We start from the raw sequence: 18,855 nt of genomic DNA on the forward strand, positions 1-18,855 counted from the left end.
ACTATGCGTAAACGGGCTTGGCGCTGCGGGCAACAGACAATCTCAAGATGATCTGGCCCGACGGTCTTGTTTTAACGCTATTTGACTTTACCGCATCGGGTCGGCGATGGTGCCCATCGATTTTCCCGCTCGTGTTAAGTCAAACAGTACGCCAAAAACAAACACACTGAAACTTGTTGGACGGCGCATGCTCTTTCGCCTTATATGACAGCTTGCCTTGCAAAACAACGATACGCGCTTGCAAGTTCTATATGATCCCGGACTTAAGGCAAAAATTGGAGACCGCAATATGACCTCGCCCAACCGTGAACAGATTATCGCCGCCCTTAACAGCGTGATCGACCCGGTAGACGGCCAATCAATCGTTGCCAAGGATATGGTGCAAGGTATTGATATAAATGACCAAACAGTCAATATCATGATTGCTGTTGATCCGCAACGCGGACCGTCCCTCGAAGATTTGCGCCAGACTGCTGAGAAGGCGGTGGCTGCTGTGAACGGGGTCACAACGGCCCGTGTGGCCCTGACCGCCGAGCGCGCCAAGGGTGCGCCCGATAGCGCGCCAAAGGCACCGGGCGGCCCGTCACGCCCTGCTGGTGCGGCTTCCGGGCAGCCAAGTCAGGTGGGGCAACGTCCGCAGGGTGGCGGCCAAAAGCCGCTTGAACTGCCCGATGTGCGCAGCATCATTACGGTGGCGTCGGGCAAAGGTGGGGTTGGTAAATCGACCACCTCGGTCAATCTGGCGCTGTCGCTGGCGGCCAAGGGGCTTAAGGTCGGCTTGCTGGATGCCGATATCTATGGCCCGAGTCTGCCGCGGATGCTGGGGCTTCGCGATGCCAAACCGAAACCATCTGATATTGACGGCAAAATGACACCGCCATCGGCCTTTGGCATTCGGATCATGTCGATTGGCTTTATGATCGACGAAGAACAACCGGTGATCTGGCGCGGTCCAATGGCGATGGGCGCGCTTGAACAGCTTCTGCGCGATACCGATTGGGGCGTTCTGGACGTGATGGTTGTCGATATGCCGCCGGGAACAGGCGATATTCAACTTTCCATGGCGCAGCGTGTGCCCGTGACCGGGGCGGTGATCGTTTCCACCCCGCAGGACATCGCCCTTTTGGATGCCCGCAAGGGGCTGAATATGTTCCGCAAGGTCAATGTGCCGGTGTTCGGCCTGATCGAAAACATGTCCTATTACAAATGCCCGGAATGCGGCCATATCGACCATGTGTTTGATCATGGTGGCGCGCATAAGGCGGCCGATGAGCTGAATGTGCCGTTCCTTGGCGAAATCCCGCTTGATCTGAAAATCCGTCTGGGGGCGGATGAAGGCAAACCGATTGTCCATTCAGACCCGGAAGGCGAGCACACCAAGGCCTATGGCGCGATTGCCGACAAGATTGCCGCGGCAATTGACGGACAAGTTGGTCCCGTGTCCGAGCCCAAGAAAAAAAGCCTGTTCCCGAAAATTAGCTTTAAGTAACGACTGTTCTGCCAAGGTCTTTTGGCAAATCAGAAAACGATCAAACCCCGCCAGTATGCTGGCGGGGTTTTGCTTTTGCGGTTTGGGACCGGGACTGGGACTGGGGCTGGGGCTTGGGGCTTGGGGCTTGGGGCTTGGGGCTTGGGGCAGGAGGATTTAAGCCGTTGCAAGCTTGCCGGTGCTCGCAAGCATCCGGTATTCCAGCCCAGCCAACAGACAAACCGCCAATGCCTGCACGATGACAAAGCCAAAACCGAGCAATGAAGGCGAGATGGCGGGCAGCAGCAGGATGGCAATGCTTGCGATGACCCATCCGACATTGCCGATGATAATCAGCCAAACCAGTGCGGCACTTGGTGTTTCCTGACGTCCGGTGACATACATCAGGACGGCACAGGGAAACAAAATCACACCAGCAATCAGAAGTAAGTTGCTCGGCAGGCCTAACCATTCACCAAGCAGGTCTGCGCCAAGGGTTAGCAGGACGCCAAAGGCAAGGCAGGTTGCGGCGTCGAGCACCAAAACGGTTTTTAGCAATTTTGCAGAAGAAGCTACAGACATCGTTCTAACCTTTCGGGTTGGTTGTGATGGCTGCAGCATATCGGCGGCAGGTAATGGCGGCGATTACCTCGGAGGTAATGTCACGTCGAATTGTTTGATGATAGTCTGTGTCAAATTCATGCAGGGCAAACAATGAACCAGATAAACCGCGACACATTTTCAGGTGTTTTGAAAGCATGGCGCAAACAGCGCCGGTTAAGCCAGCTTGACCTTGCGGGTATGGCGCAGATTTCAACGCGTCATCTCAGTTTCCTTGAAACCGGTCGATCAAAGCCCAGCCGGGACATGGTTCTGCATCTTGCCGATTGTCTTGAAATTCCGCTGCGTGAACGCAACAGTTTGCTGGTTGCGGGCGGTTTTGCGCCGATCTATGCCGAACATGATTTTGCCGATGATCATTCAATGGCGATACGCGCAGCTGTTGATCAAATTCTGTCGGCGCATGAACCCTATCCGGCACTTGCCATGGATCGACACTGGAACATGGTGGCTGCTAACAAGATTGTACCATTGATGCTTGATGGTATTGATGCTGAATTACTGCGTCCGCCGGTAAACCTGTTGCGGTTGAGCCTGCATCCCGATGGTCTGGCATCGCGTGTGGTCAATTATATCCAATGGAAGGATCATTTGCTTGATCGTCTACGTCGCCAGATCGAGGTGACTGCGGATCCCAAGCTGCGCGGTCTGTATGACGAAGCCAGCCATTATCGCATGCCACCGACGGCAAAGGGTGCTGAAAACACGCCACCGACAGATGCCGGAGCCTTGTCCGGGCTTGTGGTGCCATTGGTGCTGCAAACAGAGATTGGCACATTACGGTTTGTTAGCACGACGACCGTGTTTGGGACCCCGGTCGAAGTCACATTGTCAGAATTGGCAATTGAAACGCTGTTGCCTGCGGACGCGGCGACGGGACATGCTTTGCGCCAATTGGCATCCGGTCTTCAAAGCAAAACCCCGCCAGAACATTCTGGCGGGGTTTTGTGTTTGCAGGAAATAACTGCTGATTAGGTGGCGTCGGCCATGAAGGACGGCATCCAGCCTTCGTTCAGGTCGCGCAGGTCGGAAACGCTGACTTTGGCCTCGCCTTCGATGCTGATGGCGTTGCCACCAATCTGACCGACGATGACAGCGGCAACATTGGCACTGGCCGCAGCATTCAGAACCTTGTCCGGATCGCTGGTAGCGATCACGTAGCGGCCCTGATCTTCGCCAAACAGCCATGCGGCTTCGCTGCCCTGTTCTGGCAGGCTGACGTCCGCACCGATCTTGCCCGCCATGCACATTTCGGCAACGGTGACCAAAAGGCCGCCATCGGCGATATCGTGGCAGGTTTTGACAGCACCAAGTTCGATCAATTCGCGCACCAGCGTACCAGCACGTTTTTCCGCATTCAGATCAACCGGCGGCGGTGCACCTTCTTCGCGACCTTCGATGGTCTTGAGATACAACGACTGACCCAATTCACCGGTCGCCGCACCGATCATGACCAGCGTACCTTCACCAGTTTTTAGGCCGATGGTGGCATGATGAGCCAGATCGGAAATCACGCCAACGCCGCCAATAGCGGGGGTTGGCATGATGCCTTCGCCGTTGGTTTCGTTATACAGCGACACGTTGCCCGACACGACCGGGAAGTCCAGCGTGATGCAGGCGTCCGCAATGCCCTGACAGGCACCGACAAACTGACCCATGATGCGCGGGCGTTCCGGATTGCCAAAGTTCATATTGTCGGTGATCGCCAGCGGCTTTGCACCGGTTGCGATCAGGTTACGGTATGCTTCGGCAACCGCCTGTTTGCCGCCTTCGACCGGATCGGCCATGACATAGCGCGGGGTACAGTCGGTGGTGGCTGCAATGCCCTTGTTGGTGCCAGAAACACGCACAACACCAGCATCACCGCCCGGACGGACAATCGTGTTGCCCATGACCAGATGGTCATACTGTTCCCAGATCCAGCGACGTGAAGCCAAATCAGGCGACGCAATCAGGGTTTTCAGTGCATCGATATGATCGACCTTGCCCGAAAGACTGGCCGGATCAATGCGGTCCTGTTTTGGCGTCTCTTCCCACGGACGGTCATATTCCGGCGATGCTTCGGCCAGCGGATCAATCGGAAGTTCACCGGCAAGCTCACCATGCCATTTCAAAACCATGCGTTTGGTATCGGTAAGGGTACCGATAACAGCAAAGTCGAGTTCCCATTTGTCAAAGATCGCCTTGGCGGCCTCTTCGCAACCGGGTTTAAGCACCATCAACATGCGTTCTTGGGATTCTGACAACATCAGCTCATAGGGCGTCATGCCTTCTTCGCGCATTGGCACTTTATCAAGCCACAGCTCAACACCAACGCCGCCTTTGGACGCCATCTCGAACGACGAGGACGTCAGGCCAGCCGCACCCATGTCCTGAATGGCAACGATCATGTCGGTCGCCATCAGTTCAAGGCAGGCTTCAAGCAACAGTTTCTCGGTGAACGGATCGCCAACCTGAACGGTGGGGCGCTTTTCATCGCTGTCATCATCAAACTCGGCCGATGCCATGGTCGCACCATGGATACCGTCACGACCGGTTTTCGACCCGACATAGACAACCGGGTTACCAATACCAGCTGCCGCCGAATAGAAAATATTGTCAGTATCGGCCAGGCCCACGGTCATCGCATTGACAAGGATATTGCCGTTATAGGATGCGTGGAAGTTGGTTTCGCCACCAATGGTCGGTACACCCATGCAGTTGCCATACCCGCCGATCCCTTCGACAACGCCGCTAAGTAAGTGGCGTGTTTTCGGATGCTCCGGCGCGCCAAAACGCAGCGCATTGAGGTTGGCAATCGGACGTGCGCCCATGGTGAAGACATCACGCATGATGCCGCCAACACCGGTTGCAGCCCCCTGATAGGGTTCGATGAACGACGGGTGGTTGTGGCTTTCCATTTTGAAAATGGCGGCCTGACCATCGCCGATGTCAATCACACCGGCGTTTTCACCCGGCCCCTGAATAACCCAGTCGGCCTTGGTCGGCAGCGTTTTCAGCCATTTTTTCGATGATTTGTAGGAGCAATGCTCAGACCACATAACCGAAAAAATGCCAAGCTCGTTGATGTTGGGCTCACGGCCCATGATGTCGAGAACGAGTTTGTACTCTTCCTCGTTCAACCCGTGTTCCTTGACCAGTTCCGGCGTGATCGGGGTGTTGAAATCGTTAGCACTCACGATGCTGCCTCCACCAAACTTTTGAACAGATTGCGACCGTCCGTACCGCCATGTAGCGGATCGATTGCATTCTCGGGATGGGGCATCATGCCAAGGACGTTGCCCGCCTCGTTGATGATACCGGCGATATTGCGCTGCGAACCATTGAGGTTGGTTGCCGGATCGACAACACCGTCTGCATCGCAGTACCGCAGGACAACGCGGCCTTCGCCTTCAAGGCGGTCAAGCGTGTCTTCATCGGCAAAATAATTGCCATCATGATGGGCCACCGGATAATCGACCACATCGCCTTTGCCATACTGATTGGTAAAGCGGGTGTCGGTGGTCTCGATCTTCAGATGCGTATTCTTGCAGATGAATTTCAGGCTGGCATTGCGCATCAGCGCACCGGGCAGAAGGCCTGCTTCTGTCAGGATCTGGAAACCGTTACAGACGCCCAGAATGGTCACACCCTGATTTGCGCGTTCAGCAACGGCGCGCATGATCGGCGATTTGGCAGCCATCGCCCCGCAGCGCAGATAGTCGCCATAAGAAAAGCCGCCGGGAACCATGATGATGTCGACGTTGGGAAGCTCGGTTTCGCCATGCCAAACCAGGGTCGGCTGGGTGCCGGTCGCCTGTTTTAAGGCTGCGATGGCGTCATTTTCCCGGTTGATGCCGGGAAACAGGATGACAGCGGATTTCATGAAATACCGTCTCTCGATTAGGGTCCGTTACGTAATCTCGAACCGCAAAAGTCTGCCGCAGCAAAACCTTGGCGGGGCGGTTAAGCCAGCTCGATGGTGTAGTCTTCGATCACGGTATTGGCGAGAAGCTTCTCGCACATTTCGGTGACCTCGGCTTTGGCCTTGGCTGTATCCGTACCGTCGATTTCCAGTTCAATGAACTTGCCCTGACGGACGTCATTAACGCCGTCAAAGCCAAGACCCTGAAGGGCGTGGTGAACGGCTTTGCCTTGCGGATCAAGAACACCGTTCTTCAGGGTGACATGAACACGTGCTTTCACGGGAAGCTCCTTTAACGTTCGCATGCGAAGGCGCATGCGCGATATTGCTTGCAAACAAAACGCTGTCCGATGACATCGATCACCGATCAGCCATAAGAAAAAGGCCGCGCGAACGCGGCCTTGGGGATTATTTGTCTTTATTGAGCATTTCTATTTCGGCGGATTCAGGCAGCACACCAAGACGGCGGGCGACTTCCTGATAGGCCTCTTCAACGCCACCCATGTCGCGGCGGAAGCGGTCCTTATCCATCTTTTCGTTGGTTTCTGCATCCCAAAGACGGCAGTTGTCCGGGCTAAACTCATCGGCCAGAACCAGATGGGCAAAATCGCCTTCCCAAACACGGCCAAATTCAAGTTTGAAATCGACCAGTTTGATGCCGATACCGCGCATCAGACCACACAGGTAGTCATTGACACGCAGCGTCATGCCGACAATTTCCTCAAGCTCTTCGGCACTTGCCCAGCCCAGAGCGAGGATATGTTCGTCAGATACCAGTGGATCGCCAAGATCGTCGTCTTTGTAATAAAACTCGACAATTGGACGCGGCAGGCGTTCGCCTTCTTCAAGGCCAAGACGCTTTGCCATCGACCCGGCCACGATGTTGCGCACAACAACTTCGATCGGAACGATTTCACATTTGCGGCACAGCTGTTCGCGCATGTTCAGGCGGCGAATGAAGTGGGTCGGGATGCCGATTTCCGCCAGACGGGTCATGACGAATTCGGTAATCATGTTGTTGAGCACACCCTTGCCTGCAATCGTGCCGCGCTTCTGCGCGTTAAAGGCGGTGGCATCATCCTTGAAATACTGAATGATCGTGCCGGGTTCGGTACCTTCGTAAAGAACCTTGGCTTTGCCCTCATAGATGGGCGTCTTTCTGGACATTGGCGGGATCTTTCACATCTTGGCTTGCGGGGAGTGTCCCCGAGCACCCTGAAAATCGCGCCCCCCATATAGCAGTGCTGGGCGAGAAACTCAATTGTCGCGTAAGGTCTATTTATGCAGACTTGATAATCGGATTTTGCAACCGTCACGCCAAACGGTGCCGCGATGCAATATTTCCATTGTATTACGCCGTTTTTACAAGCAGTTGACGGTTTATAGTGCCACCGGATGAAACGGGGTCTCATCGGGTTGCCCGTTGGCAAATAACCAGACAGGGCGACGGGGAAGTTCGTTTTTGTCAGTGGGAATCGCCGGCAGACCGATCACGGATGAACACAGAGTTTCAAATCCGATGTTGCTTCGGACCAGCATCGCATCGGCGCGAATATCGTGATGATCCGGGTCGGCTGGCAGGGTTCCGGTATCCGCAAGAAGCGCCTGCCAGGCAAACCAGTCATCGGCTTCGGGATTGGGGGCCGGGGCGCTGATGAAGCGCGGCAGATTACGTTTTGTCCGGGCACTATTTTCCGTGTCGTTCAGATCGTGGGCGGTGACAATCGACAGACCTTCGGGAATGTCGGTGATTTCAATCTTGCCTTCGCCATGATTGGCAAGCCAGTATGCATCACGGTTATCGGCAATCACCATGTTAAATGGCCGATAGGCGGTGCCATCAAGTTCGGCCAATGCCTGTGCCGCATCAATTGCATCGGCATGATCAAGTGCTTCAAGCGGCAGTTCACCGCGCGATCGTTTGCCATCGGCCGGACCAAGGGAGCCAAACCGGTTCAGCACGGCGGCAACTACACCATCTTCGTTGATGCCAAGCCATGTGCCGCCGGCGGTTTCATCCAGTCCGGCAATCACATGGGGGCGGTCTTCCCAGTGGCGGGCCGGGGGCAGCCATGGGCGGTTGTTCATTTCGTCACGATTGGCGCCAATGATGACAGGCCATTCGTGGTCGGGGCGGCGTAAAATAATGACAGTACACATGAGCCAGATCAAAGCGTCATGGGAGCATATTTGTCAAATTCAAAAGTGACCGATGAAGGGATGAAATTACCTCTGTCCGGTCATACTTATCAATCTGGCCTATCAATCTAACCGTAATCTATTTGAACAATCGGACGCCAAACAGGCAGGAGGGAACATCATGAACAATTTTAATGATCGTGAACGGGGCTTTGAGGCCAAATACAGCTTTGATCTGGAACAGGATTTTCGCATCGAAGCCCATCTTTACAAGATGCTGGCGGTGTGGGCTGGCGAACAGATGGGTATGGCCCCGGCCGATTGTGATGCCTATGCCAAGAAAGTCATTGGCGAAGTGATCGCAAACCCAAAAGAAAACAGCATTGTTACTTTTTTGCTGGCGGATTTCGGTCGCAACAACATTGATGTAACCGTCAGCACGCTGCAGGCGAAACTCGAACAATTGCGCCCGATTGCACGTGCGGAAATGCTTGCGGGTTAAACGCAGTCAAAACCCTTGCAAAAATCTTCGTGTTTGCAAACGCCTAAGGGGTCCCGTATTCTCCGACTGGAAACAATAAAAACAACGGGTGCAACTTCTTAGTGTGGTACTCATGGCATCTGGGTGGAGATGTCTACTTGGGAAAGAAGGGCAAGGGTTTTGCGTATCCTATTGGCAGACGATCACGACCTGGTTCGTGAAGCATTATCGTTGCTGTTTCAGCAATATTTCGAAGATTGCGAAGTCGTCGAAGCCGGGGCATTGGATCCGGCGCTTGATCATATTGCGGCAACCAATGATTTCGACCTTGTTCTGCTCGATTTGCGGATGCCGGGCATGAACGGGCTTGAAGGCCTTAAGCGGACACTTCAGAAGGTCGCCGAAACCACGGCGGTTGTTTTGCTTTCCGGGGCTTATCGCAGCGAAGATGTCCGCCACGCCATTGAGGCAGGCGCACAGGGGTTTATTCCCAAAACGCTGCGCGGACAGGCCTTGGCAAATGCCATTCAGCTTGTCCTTGCTGGTGAAAAATACCTGCCATCGTCCATTCTCAACGATATGACGGATGGTATTGTCGGTGGTCCTGATCGTGAAAAACGCATGGCGGGTGGTTTCGGGGTCGAGGGGGATTTTGCCCGCCTGACACCGCGCGAACGCGAAGTACTGGCGTTGCTATCTGAAGGGCGTCCGAACAAGGATATCGCACGCCATCTTGATCTGCGTGAAATCACGGTGAAATATCACCTTAAAAACATCTATCGCAAACTCAACGTTTCGAACCGCGCCCAAGCGGTAAAAACCGCGCTGGAAGATATGGCGCGCTCGGGAACTTTGTAATATACTCGTCAAAGGCAGCTTTGTTTGAGCTTGCGATCCGGCCCGTGTTTTTCACGGGCCGTTTTCGTTGGTAACACTGTTTGTCCTCCTCGTCATGTCACTTAAAACGAGGATTTCTTATGACCATCCGTATTGCACTTGTTGGCGATTTCAAGCAGGCCGTTACCGCCCATCAAGCCATCCCCAAAGCCCTTCAAATTGCTGCTGATCATCTCGGGGCAGTCATCGAATATGACTGGATTGCAACAGAGCGTCTTGCCAGTGACGCGGTGCATATTCTTGAGGGATATGAAGGGATCTGGTGTGTACCTGCCAGCCCGTATAATAGTTTCGACGGGGCGCTAAATGCGATCCGCTATGCACGTGAACGTGATGTTGCGTTTCTGGGAACCTGTGGCGGGTATCAGCATGCGGTTCTGGAATATGCCCGCAATGTTCTGGGGCTTGTTGATGCGGCCAACGCCGAAATTGACCCGGATGCAAAATTGCCACTGATTGCGCCGCTTGTCTGTGCGCTGATTGATCAGGACGGCGCGATCAAGCTTGCCAAAGACAGTCTCATCCGAACCCATTACAGCAGTGCTGAAATCAACGAAACCTATCGGTGCAGTTATGGCCTTAATCCAGACTATGCCGGTTTGCTGGACGGGCAGGACCTTGTGATCAGTGCGTGGGATGAGGACGGTGATCCCCGTGCAGTCGAATTGCGGAGCGCACGTTTTTTCATCGGAACAGCGTTTCAGCCCGAAAGATCGGCCTTGCGCGGGGAAACCCATCCTCTGATCACGGCATTCGTCCGGGCCGCATCCCAATCACGCATTTAACGGTTCATCACACAGAAAAACACCCCCGTGCAGTGCGCGGGGGTGAGGATCACGTATAGAATTCCTTAGGTCTGATCGCACTGTTTGGCTGCGGTAATGCTGCAATCAGATGTCGTTTTGACCGACTGGGTGGTTGCGACGGGGGTTCGTGATGACTGCATCACCAAGGTGCCCGACAGGATGGCGGCGGTGGCGATAATGTCTGTCATTGAAATGGTTTCACCAAGGATCAAGACGCCGGTCAAAAGGCCGATCACCGGCGGGATATAGGTGACACTGGATGTCTTGATCGCACCAAGCTGCTCAACCAGATAATAGTAGCACATAAAGGCCATGCCGGTACCCAGAAGACCCAGCCCAATAAACAGCGATCCTGCGGCTTTCCAGTCGGTGAAGATCATCTCAAGTCCATCAAAATCGCCAATCACCATGGTGGTCAGTGACGACAGGCCCAGCTGATACGTGCACAGCGCAATCGGCGAAATGCCAAGCGGGCTCAGGAACTTTCGGGCATAGACAAACGACAGTCCAACACATGCTGATCCAAATGCGATGTACAGAACACCGGTCAAGTCATTGCTGGCAATATTGGCGTCCCAGGGCCGTGCAATCACAATGACCCCGCCAAACCCGATCAAAAGCCCGGTGATGGAGCGAAAATTAACCGGTTCGCTGCGCAGGAAAATCGCCGCTCCGACAAAGGAAAAAAGCGGGATTGCAACGCTTAGCATGCCCGCGGTGCTTGTTGGCAAAAGTGAAATGCCCTTGGCAAAGGCAAAATAGTAAACGGTCGCCGCCATCAGCGACATCACCACAAAATGGTGGATGTAGCGGACGTGCTCCCAGCGCAGAACTTTGCGCGAAAGGGCAAAAGCCAGCACGGGCAAAAACCCTATCACCACACGCACCATGACGATCTGCATCGGAGACACCACACCGCCTGCGATCTTGTTGAACAAAAACGTCATGCCCCAAAGAAGGGCCAGAAAACCAAAAACAAGATACGGGGTGGGGATGCTGCGTTTCATGGCGGTACTTTCGGTGGCGGTGATTGCCAGATTGTAGGCAGCACGCAGATCGGCTACAAATCATGTTATCTGTTCAATGAAATAGAAAAACTGCATCATGGCTGCATATCCACCGATGAATTCATTGCGTGCGTTTGAGGCATCTATTCGACTAAATAGTTTTTCTCTTGCCGCCGAGGAACTGAACGTCACACCGGGGGCTGTTGGTCAGCAGATCAAAAAGCTTGAAGACTGGCTGGGGATGGAGCTATTTACCCGTTCGGTCCGGCAAGTCCGCCCAACTGCGGATGGATTGGATTATGCCGCGCGCATTGGGCCTGCCTTGCGCCAGATCGTCGATGCCAGCCAACAGGTGCGTGGGCGTTCTGATCGCTCGGTACGGGTTGTGATGCCGCCAAGTTTTGCCGCAAAATGGTTTTCACGGCGGATGGCCCGATTTTTGATCGACTATCCGACAACGTCGCTTCATGTCGGATCGCAAAGCCAAATGATCGATTTTAACCGGGACCCGGTCGATATCGCTGTGCGCTATTTTGATGGATGCGATGATAGCCTTGAGACAGTTCTGCTGTATCGTGGGCGGGCTGCGGCCTATTGCGCGCCGTCTTACCGTGATCACATGGGGTTGGCAAAACCATCCGATCTGGTTCGGGCAACCTTGCTCAATGATATTTTGCATGCGTGGTGGCCGGAATGGCTGGGTGCTTATGCCGGTTTGAGTATGGCCAATGTCAGCACGATCACGCAGATTGAAATCGATCAGACCTCGATGGCCATCGAAGCTGCCATTCACGGGCAGGGCGTGGTTTTGGCAAACCCGCTACTGACCGACGAAGACATTGCCGAGGGCAAGTTGGTCCATCTGTTTCCAGAGCAGGTGCTCACAGTGCCATTTGGCTATTATCTGGTGCATCCCAAAAATCGCGCATTGCGCGGGCAGGTGAAGCTTTTTCGTGACTGGTTGCTGGCTGAGGCACAGGAACTTGCATCTGACTGAGCCGGATTGTCGGGGGCTTAGTCAACAAAAAGCCCCGGCCGTTTGAAACGTGCCGGGGCTTTGTTTTGTTTGCAGTGGTCTGCCTTAGTCGGCAAACACACGGGCAAAGATCGTGTCGACATGCTTGGTGTGATAGCCAAGGTCAAACAGCGCTTCGAGCTTATCGGTCGGGATTTTGGCGGTAACGTCTTCGTCGGTTTTCAGAAGCGACAGAAGATCGCCTTCGCGGTTCCAGACCTTCATCGCGTTACGCTGAACGATGCGATATGAATCTTCGCGCGATACGCCATATTGGGTCAGGGTCAGCAACACACGCTGCGAGAACACCAATCCACCCATCTGATTGAGAATCTCGTCCATCCGTTCGGGATAGATCACAAGGTTCTCAACCACGTTTGACAAACGCATCAAAGCAAAATCAAGCGTCACGGTCGCATCCGGACCGATATTACGTTCGACCGAGCTGTGCGAAATGTCGCGTTCATGCCAAAGGGCAACGTTTTCCATTGCCGGGATTGCCATTGAACGCACCAGACGGGCAAGACCGGTCAGGTTTTCGGTCAGAACCGGGTTGCGTTTGTGTGGCATCGCCGAGGAGCCTTTTTGGCCCTTAGAGAAAAATTCCTCAACTTCACGCACTTCGGTGCGCTGCAGATGGCGAATTTCTGTTGCCAGATGTTCGATCGATGATGCAATCACACCAAGGGTCGCAAAATAGGCCGCATGGCGGTCGCGCGGGATCACCTGTGTTGAAACCGGTTCAGGTTTCAGGCCAAGTTTCGCAGCAACATGTTCTTCAACGCTCGGATCGATGTTGGCGAATGTGCCAACCGCGCCAGAAATCGCGCAGGTGGCGATTTCTTCGCGCGCAGCAACCAGACGATCACGGTTGCGTTTGAATTCGGCATAGAAGGTGGCAAGTTTCAGACCAAAGGTCACCGGTTCTGCGTGAATGCCGTGCGAACGGCCCATGCAGGGGACGTCTTTGGTTTCATAGGCGCGCTTTTTAAGCGCAGCCAGAAGCTTGTCCATATCTTCAAGCAGGATGTCGGTTGCTTGGGTCAATTGAACGTTAAAGCAGGTATCAAGAACGTCCGAGCTGGTCATGCCCTGATGAACAAAGCGGGCTTCTTCGCCAACCTGTTCGGACAGTTCGGTCAGAAACGCAATGACGTCATGTTTGACTTCGGCCTCGACGGTGTCGATGCGATCAATACGGTCCTGAGTATAAGGTTTGTCACCTTTTTCCCAAACCAGCTTGGCAGATTGGGTCGGGATAACACCGAGCTCAGCCAGTTTGTCAGCAGCGTGTGCTTCGATTTCAAACCAGATACGGAATTTGTTCGCCGGTTCCCAGATGGCAGTCATCTGTGGACGGGAATAACGGGGGATCATGCGGTCGCCTCCGGGCAAGATGGTTGGGTGCCGGGGTATGATCTGAATGATCGGATTGCGTGATCACTTCCACGATCATCAGGCCAGCACGCTTTCACCGCGTCGGATAGTCCATTCCGGCCCGATTGGCAAGCCTGCATCGTGCGGAGGTAATGTTTGGAAACATCTTTTCCGGTGCTTTACCGGCTGCTTTTACCCATTTCCAGTAAAGCTTGCAGCGTGTCCTCTGTTGATAGGGTGCTATTTCCGGTTTCGGGTAAACTCAAGGAAGGCACGCATGGCCGCACTGGTATGGCGTCGGCTCGGGTAATAAAGATACCAACTTGGCAGCTTCTTCTTCCAGTCGCTGAGCACTTCGATAACACTGCCCTGTTCTATATCGTCGCGAACATAATCCTCAAACAGATGGGCTATACCCGATCCTGCAATGGCGGCCTGCCGTTCCTGATGCGCTGAGCTTAGAGTCAGCGGACCTTGCGGGGTGATTTCTACTTCGTGGTCGTCCTTTTCAAATTTCCATTTCACCATGGTTCCGTTGGGAAAACGACGACGAATACAATCATGCCCCAATAGATCGTTTGGTGTGTCAGGGTGCCCATTCTTGCGAAGGTAATCGGGTGAGGCCACGATCGCATATCGCAAGGCCGGACCTATCGGCATGGCGATCATATCCAAGGCAAGTTGATGTCCAAAGCGCACACCCGCGTCGAAACCTTGCTCAACAATATCGATGATCGCAGCATCGCTGACGATTTCAACATTGATGTCGGGATAGATTTTCATGAATTCAAAGGCCATTGGGCACAGAACATGGTCGGCGGCCGGGCCCGGCGCATTGATGCGCACCGTGCCAGACGGATGCTCTCGAAGCTGATTGAGATCGTCGATAGCGGTTCGAATGACGTGAAGGGCCGGGCCAAGTTGCTCCAGAAGCCGCGCGCCTGCCTCAGTCGGCGAGACGCTACGTGTTGTTCGGTTCAGCAGCCGGATACCCAGCGATTCCTCAAGCACGTTTATCGATTGGCTGATGGCGGACGACGACACCCCCCTGTTAAGGGCAGCGGCCCTAAACCCACCGCAGCGTACGACGTCCTCAAATATTTCCAGGCTATCAAGGCGTAGTGGTTTCATTGCGAAGCTCTGCTTAATAAGTTGATCCGTTTTTATTAGCTTATCCGCGCGATCTATCTGTGTCATCCCTGTAGAACATGTTGCGAGGTGCTGTGTCCGGATAATCACGGCCCTGGCCGATGCCGAAGTTAAATACGGCACTTGTAATCAGATATTTGGACAGGATGGTAACTATGAGCGGAATCACATTGAATCGCCGGAAGATCATGCTAGCAGCCGTTTCAGCAGCAGCGACGGGGCTGGCTTTACCGACCGGCATGGGCTTTGCGCAGGCTGCTCCAGCTGGGACGTCTTCGCCCAAAGGTCTGAATGCGGGGGGAAATGTCGGTCATTACCGTTTTCGTGTTGGTGACATTTCGGCAACCGTTCTAAGCGACGGGTTGATCGGCGGTCCTCCGCGTGTTTATGCCAGCAACGCGCCAGAAGCAGAACTTGAAGAAGTTCTAAGGCAAGCATTCCTGCCGACTGACCGAATGACGCTTAATCTCAACACACTTCTTATCGAAACGAACGGTAAGCGTATCCTCCTTGAAGCCGGAGCCGGGCAGACGATGGGGCCGCATGGCGGTCGTCTGTTCGAGAACCTGGCAGCCATCGGGTTAGGACCCGAGGATATCGACATTGTCGTCGTCTCCCACACGCACCCGGACCATGTAGGCAATCTTCGAACCGTCGATGGTGGCAAGGCATTCCCACGGGCGACTGTATTTGCACCTCGTGCCGATTGGGACTTTTTTGTTCGTAACGATCCGGATCTTTCCTACATGCCGGTACCCGCAGATTTCCGTCGCAATTTCGCCGCTGCCATCCGGCAGAGTGTCGAACCCGTCACGAACGGGATTGAGTTATACGAAGCTGGCGATGAAATCGTTCCCGGGCTGACCACGCTTCCGGCGTTAGGACACACCCCCGGTATGGCGAACTTCCTTGTTCAATCAGGGAACGATCAGCTGTTGCTGACGGCTGATTTGGCTTATCATCCAATCGTTAATGTAGACCGTCCATGGCTGCCCGGTCCTGATCGCGACAAAGACACAGCTCTTGCTTCGCGCCGACGTATTTTTGACATGGCAGCGGTAGATCGGCTTCTTGTTCTCGGCTTCCACTATCCGTTCCCGGGGCTTGGTCGAATGCTCAAGACGGATATCGGCTATGCCTGGGTTCCGGCAAACTGGCAATTCTGATCAGCAGACATATGGAGGTCCCGCAATGACGACATCACGGCGTGCACTTTTATCGGGTTTTCTGACTGTACCGCTATTGCCGCTGGCAGGACGGGACGCGTTAGGGCAGGACGATCAGTTGATGCCCCTAACGCGTGCCTGCAGTGACGGAGATGAACCGACCCTTCCCCGTGAGGCCGGTCCGTTCTTTAAACCGAACTCCCCCTTAAAGCGGGACCTCTATGTCGATGTGCCGCAGGCCGAACGTATCTCGATCGCTGGCTACGTCCTTGATGATCGATGTCGTCCGATACCGCAAAGCCTTGTTGAAATTTGGCATGCCGACGAAAACGGCGAGTATGATCGCCGGGGCTTCCGCCTGCGGGGGCATCAATTCACCGACGCGCAAGGACGTTGGTGGTTCAATACCATCGTACCAGCATTATATCGCGGACGTACGCGGCACTTCCATTTCAGGGTTCAGCCTCGGGAGGGAGATATCCTAACGACGCAGCTATTCTTTCCAGACGAGCCGGGTAATGCACGCGACTGGATATTTGATGAAACGCTTCTCATGAAGATCAACACTGTGGGTGACGGTCGGTTCGCGCGCTTTGACTTCATCGTCTAAGTTCGAACGATGCCATGCCAGACTGGTTAGGTTTTCGAGTAGGGTCAGCGTTCGTAAAATGTTATCTGCCCGGTATAAATGCCGGGCGGGTGATCCACGTAATCGACTGCACTGGTTTCAGCGACCCGTTTTCAACGGGGGCGGAAAATCTGATTTGCGCAGATTTGGCAAGCCTGCAGACAGGTATGACTGGGATGTGATTGTATTTTTACCGGTTAAAAACTTGTGTTCTGTTAGAATTATAGCAACTTAGATAGAATACATATGCAAACGGACATTATGTATATGATGGCATTCTGGTCATCCGGTTGTTGAGTGGACAGGAAATTAATGACGCGCGAAGGCGACGGGGCGAAGGATCTTCCAAAAGAAGGGACTGAGAACCGCGAAACAGACGCCAACTATCTTGCGCAGCTTGTGGATTTGGGTATTGCGCTTTCTGCCGAGCAGGGACGCGAGGAGCTTAACCAGAAGATCCTGATGGCGGCGCGTAAATTCACCAACGCGGATGGTGGGTCGCTTTATCTCGTCAATAAAGACGAAAGCGAGCTGCATTTTCGTATCCTGATGAATGATACGCTCAATACATTCTTTGTTTCCGGCCGCGAAAATGAAAAACCGTTTCCACCCTTGCCGCTGTATGATGTCGAAGGGCGGCCCAATTATCGCAACATCGCGACATATGTCGCGCTGACTGGCAAGCCGATCAATATCGAAGATGCCTACTGTGCCGACGGGTTTGATTTTTCCGGTACGCGCGCCTTTGATGCCAAAACGGGGTATCGGTCGAAATCATTTTTGACCGTACCGCTAAAAAGTACCCGTGGTGCGATGATGGGTGTGTTGCAGCTGATCAATGCCCGCGATGATGCCGGGCAGGTGATTGCCTTTGATAAATCAATCGAACCAATCATCGCCGCATTGGCCAGTCAGGCCGCGGTTGCGATTGAAAACAGCCGTCTTTTGCTGGCACAGCGCGATTTGATGGAAAGTTTCGTGCGCGTATTGGGCCATGCGATTGATGCCAAGTCGCCGCATACGGCCGATCATTGTTCGCGCGTTCCGGTGATTGCGCGCATGTTGGCGCAGGCCGCAGTTGATGACAAACTTGGACCATTTTCCAATTTCTACCTGACCGATATGGAATGGTACGAACTTGATCTGGCCGCCTGGCTTCATGATTGCGGCAAAATCGTCACCCCCGACCATGTGATGGAAAAGGCGACCAAGCTTGAAACCATCCATAACCGTATTCACGAAATTCGCACCCGGTTTGAAGTCCTGCGCCGGGATGCCGAAATCGATATGCTTAAACGCAAACTGGCGGGCGAAGACGCCGATGCCTGCGATGCCGATTTCAAGCAAAAGGTTGCCGAGCTGGAAAATCAGTTCGCCATGGTGGCCGATGCCAATATTGGCGATACGGAACTTGATACCGACACCATCTATGCCCTGCATGATATTGCCGAACTGACATGGGTACGCCATTTTGATCGAACGGTCGGGTTGTCGTGGTCGGAAAATCAACGGCTGACCGATGCGGATCTGGTAAGCCTGCGCGAAGCGGGCACAGAAACCTTGCTGATGGACCGCGAAGATCAGGTGTATCTGGGCTTTAACCGTGGGGAACTTTATAATCTATCGATCCCGCACGGCACCCTGACATCCGAAGAACGACAGGTGATCAATGATCATGTTGTCGTAACGCAGGACATGCTTGCCCAATTGCCTTATCCGCGCGAACTGCAACGTATTCCTGCTATTGCGGGCAATCACCATGAAAAAATGGATGGATCAGGGTATCCGCACGGCATGACCGGCGATGACATGGGCATTCTTGAAAAGGTCATGGTCATCGCCGACATTTTCGAAGCACTCACCGCGGTTGATCGCCCGTATAAACGGCCCAAACTTTTGTCTGAATGCATTTCGATCCTTGGCGACATGCGCGACAAGGGGCAGATCGACAATGACCTGTTCGAGCTGTTTCTGGTAAGTGGCACCTACCTTGTTTACGGTAAAAAATACCTGCGCCCCGATCAGTGCGACGAAGTGGATGTCAGTCAGTTTCTGTCATCGTAACGGGCCTGTTTCGGGATGTGATAGCGGCAAGTGTCTTACAAATGTTTGTTGTAGCACGGCGCACACTGACGTATTCCTGACCTGTGCGTTCGTTTCAGGGGCCAGCGTTCTGCTTGGTCCGACGCATATTCAA

Annotated in this window: 18 protein-coding genes; 9 read left to right on the forward strand and 9 right to left on the reverse strand. The window is 53.9% G+C overall.

What is annotated here, in order from left to right; translation table 11 throughout:
* The first annotated feature begins 289 nt into the window (after positions 1-289).
* Entirely contained in the window at positions 290-1,489 is a 1,200-nt protein-coding gene (locus AMM48_RS15180) for an Mrp/NBP35 family ATP-binding protein (protein WP_102784724.1), read from the forward strand.
* 156 nt (positions 1,490-1,645) lie between these two features.
* Here AMM48_RS15180 and AMM48_RS15185 read toward each other — a convergent pair whose 3' ends face one another.
* Complete coding sequence (locus AMM48_RS15185; RefSeq protein WP_102784725.1) at positions 1,646-2,050, reverse strand: hypothetical protein; 405 nt, start codon at positions 2,048-2,050, stop codon at positions 1,646-1,648.
* Between the two features lie 132 nt (positions 2,051-2,182).
* Here AMM48_RS15185 and AMM48_RS15190 point away from each other — a divergent pair, with 132 nt between their 5' ends.
* Positions 2,183-3,064, forward strand: coding sequence for a helix-turn-helix transcriptional regulator (locus AMM48_RS15190; RefSeq protein ID WP_102784726.1), 882 nt, complete (start codon positions 2,183-2,185; stop codon positions 3,062-3,064).
* Here AMM48_RS15190 and purL read toward each other — a convergent pair.
* The 5 genes from purL to AMM48_RS15215 form a co-directional block, all read right to left on the reverse strand.
* A complete protein-coding gene (gene purL, locus AMM48_RS15195) occupies positions 3,061-5,268 on the reverse strand; it encodes a phosphoribosylformylglycinamidine synthase subunit PurL (protein WP_102784727.1) in 2,208 nt (735 codons plus the stop codon). The genes AMM48_RS15190 and purL overlap by 4 nt on opposite strands.
* On the reverse strand, positions 5,265-5,954 hold the full coding sequence (purQ, locus tag AMM48_RS15200) for a phosphoribosylformylglycinamidine synthase subunit PurQ (RefSeq protein WP_102784728.1): 690 nt from the start codon (positions 5,952-5,954) through the stop codon (positions 5,265-5,267). Before purQ ends, purL begins: the two co-directional genes overlap by 4 nt.
* Positions 5,955-6,034: 80 nt before the next feature.
* Complete coding sequence (gene purS, locus AMM48_RS15205) at positions 6,035-6,274, reverse strand: phosphoribosylformylglycinamidine synthase subunit PurS (RefSeq protein ID WP_101300054.1); 240 nt, start codon at positions 6,272-6,274, stop codon at positions 6,035-6,037.
* A gap of 127 nt (positions 6,275-6,401) precedes the next feature.
* The gene (purC, locus tag AMM48_RS15210; protein ID WP_022733036.1) at positions 6,402-7,160 is read right to left on the reverse strand and encodes a phosphoribosylaminoimidazolesuccinocarboxamide synthase; all 759 of its coding nucleotides are present in this window, start codon (positions 7,158-7,160) and stop codon (positions 6,402-6,404) included.
* 213 nt (positions 7,161-7,373) lie between these two features.
* Positions 7,374-8,153, reverse strand: coding sequence for an NRDE family protein (locus tag AMM48_RS15215; RefSeq protein WP_102784729.1), 780 nt, complete (start codon positions 8,151-8,153; stop codon positions 7,374-7,376).
* Between the two features lie 160 nt (positions 8,154-8,313).
* On the opposite strand from AMM48_RS15215, the gene AMM48_RS15220 reads away from it, so the two are divergent.
* The 3 genes from AMM48_RS15220 to AMM48_RS15230 all read left to right on the forward strand — a co-directional run bounded on the left by AMM48_RS15220 (position 8,314) and on the right by AMM48_RS15230 (position 10,295).
* Positions 8,314-8,634, forward strand: coding sequence for a DUF1476 domain-containing protein (locus AMM48_RS15220; protein WP_022733038.1), 321 nt, complete (start codon positions 8,314-8,316; stop codon positions 8,632-8,634).
* A gap of 159 nt (positions 8,635-8,793) precedes the next feature.
* Positions 8,794-9,471, forward strand: coding sequence for a response regulator transcription factor (locus AMM48_RS15225; protein ID WP_102784730.1), 678 nt, complete (start codon positions 8,794-8,796; stop codon positions 9,469-9,471).
* 119 nt (positions 9,472-9,590) lie between these two features.
* Complete coding sequence (locus AMM48_RS15230) at positions 9,591-10,295, forward strand: CTP synthase (protein ID WP_102784731.1); 705 nt, start codon at positions 9,591-9,593, stop codon at positions 10,293-10,295.
* A 65-nt stretch (positions 10,296-10,360) separates the two neighbouring features.
* Here the strand turns inward: AMM48_RS15230 and AMM48_RS15235 are convergent, their stop codons facing one another.
* Positions 10,361-11,323, reverse strand: coding sequence for a DMT family transporter (locus AMM48_RS15235; protein WP_102784732.1), 963 nt, complete (start codon positions 11,321-11,323; stop codon positions 10,361-10,363).
* Between the two features lie 97 nt (positions 11,324-11,420).
* On the opposite strand from AMM48_RS15235, the gene AMM48_RS15240 reads away from it, so the two are divergent.
* Complete coding sequence (locus AMM48_RS15240) at positions 11,421-12,320, forward strand: LysR substrate-binding domain-containing protein (protein WP_102784733.1); 900 nt, start codon at positions 11,421-11,423, stop codon at positions 12,318-12,320.
* 84 nt (positions 12,321-12,404) lie between these two features.
* On the opposite strand, the gene purB is transcribed toward AMM48_RS15240, so the two are convergent.
* Both purB and AMM48_RS15250 read right to left on the reverse strand, forming a co-directional pair.
* Positions 12,405-13,715, reverse strand: coding sequence for an adenylosuccinate lyase (gene purB, locus AMM48_RS15245; RefSeq protein WP_102784734.1), 1,311 nt, complete (start codon positions 13,713-13,715; stop codon positions 12,405-12,407).
* 240 nt (positions 13,716-13,955) lie between these two features.
* Entirely contained in the window at positions 13,956-14,846 is an 891-nt protein-coding gene (locus AMM48_RS15250; RefSeq protein WP_102784806.1) for a LysR family transcriptional regulator, read from the reverse strand.
* Positions 14,847-15,019: 173 nt separating this feature from the next.
* Here AMM48_RS15250 and AMM48_RS15255 point away from each other — a divergent pair, with 173 nt between their 5' ends.
* The 3 genes from AMM48_RS15255 to AMM48_RS15265 all read left to right on the forward strand — a co-directional run bounded on the left by AMM48_RS15255 (position 15,020) and on the right by AMM48_RS15265 (position 18,722).
* Positions 15,020-16,030: an MBL fold metallo-hydrolase gene (locus AMM48_RS15255; RefSeq protein ID WP_198413545.1), complete on the forward strand. Its 1,011-nt coding sequence runs from the start codon at positions 15,020-15,022 to the stop codon at positions 16,028-16,030.
* 25 nt (positions 16,031-16,055) lie between these two features.
* Positions 16,056-16,640 carry an intradiol ring-cleavage dioxygenase gene (locus AMM48_RS15260; RefSeq protein WP_102784735.1) on the forward strand — a complete coding sequence of 195 codons (585 nt, stop codon included), beginning with the start codon at positions 16,056-16,058 and terminating at the stop codon, positions 16,638-16,640.
* 330 nt (positions 16,641-16,970) lie between these two features.
* Entirely contained in the window at positions 16,971-18,722 is a 1,752-nt protein-coding gene (locus AMM48_RS15265; protein WP_102784736.1) for an HD domain-containing phosphohydrolase, read from the forward strand.
* Positions 18,723-18,855 lie beyond the last annotated feature (133 nt).

This window comes from Thalassospira sp. GB04J01 (assembly GCF_000751115.1).
Classification (GTDB): Bacteria; Pseudomonadota; Alphaproteobacteria; order Rhodospirillales; family Thalassospiraceae; genus Thalassospira; species Thalassospira lucentensis.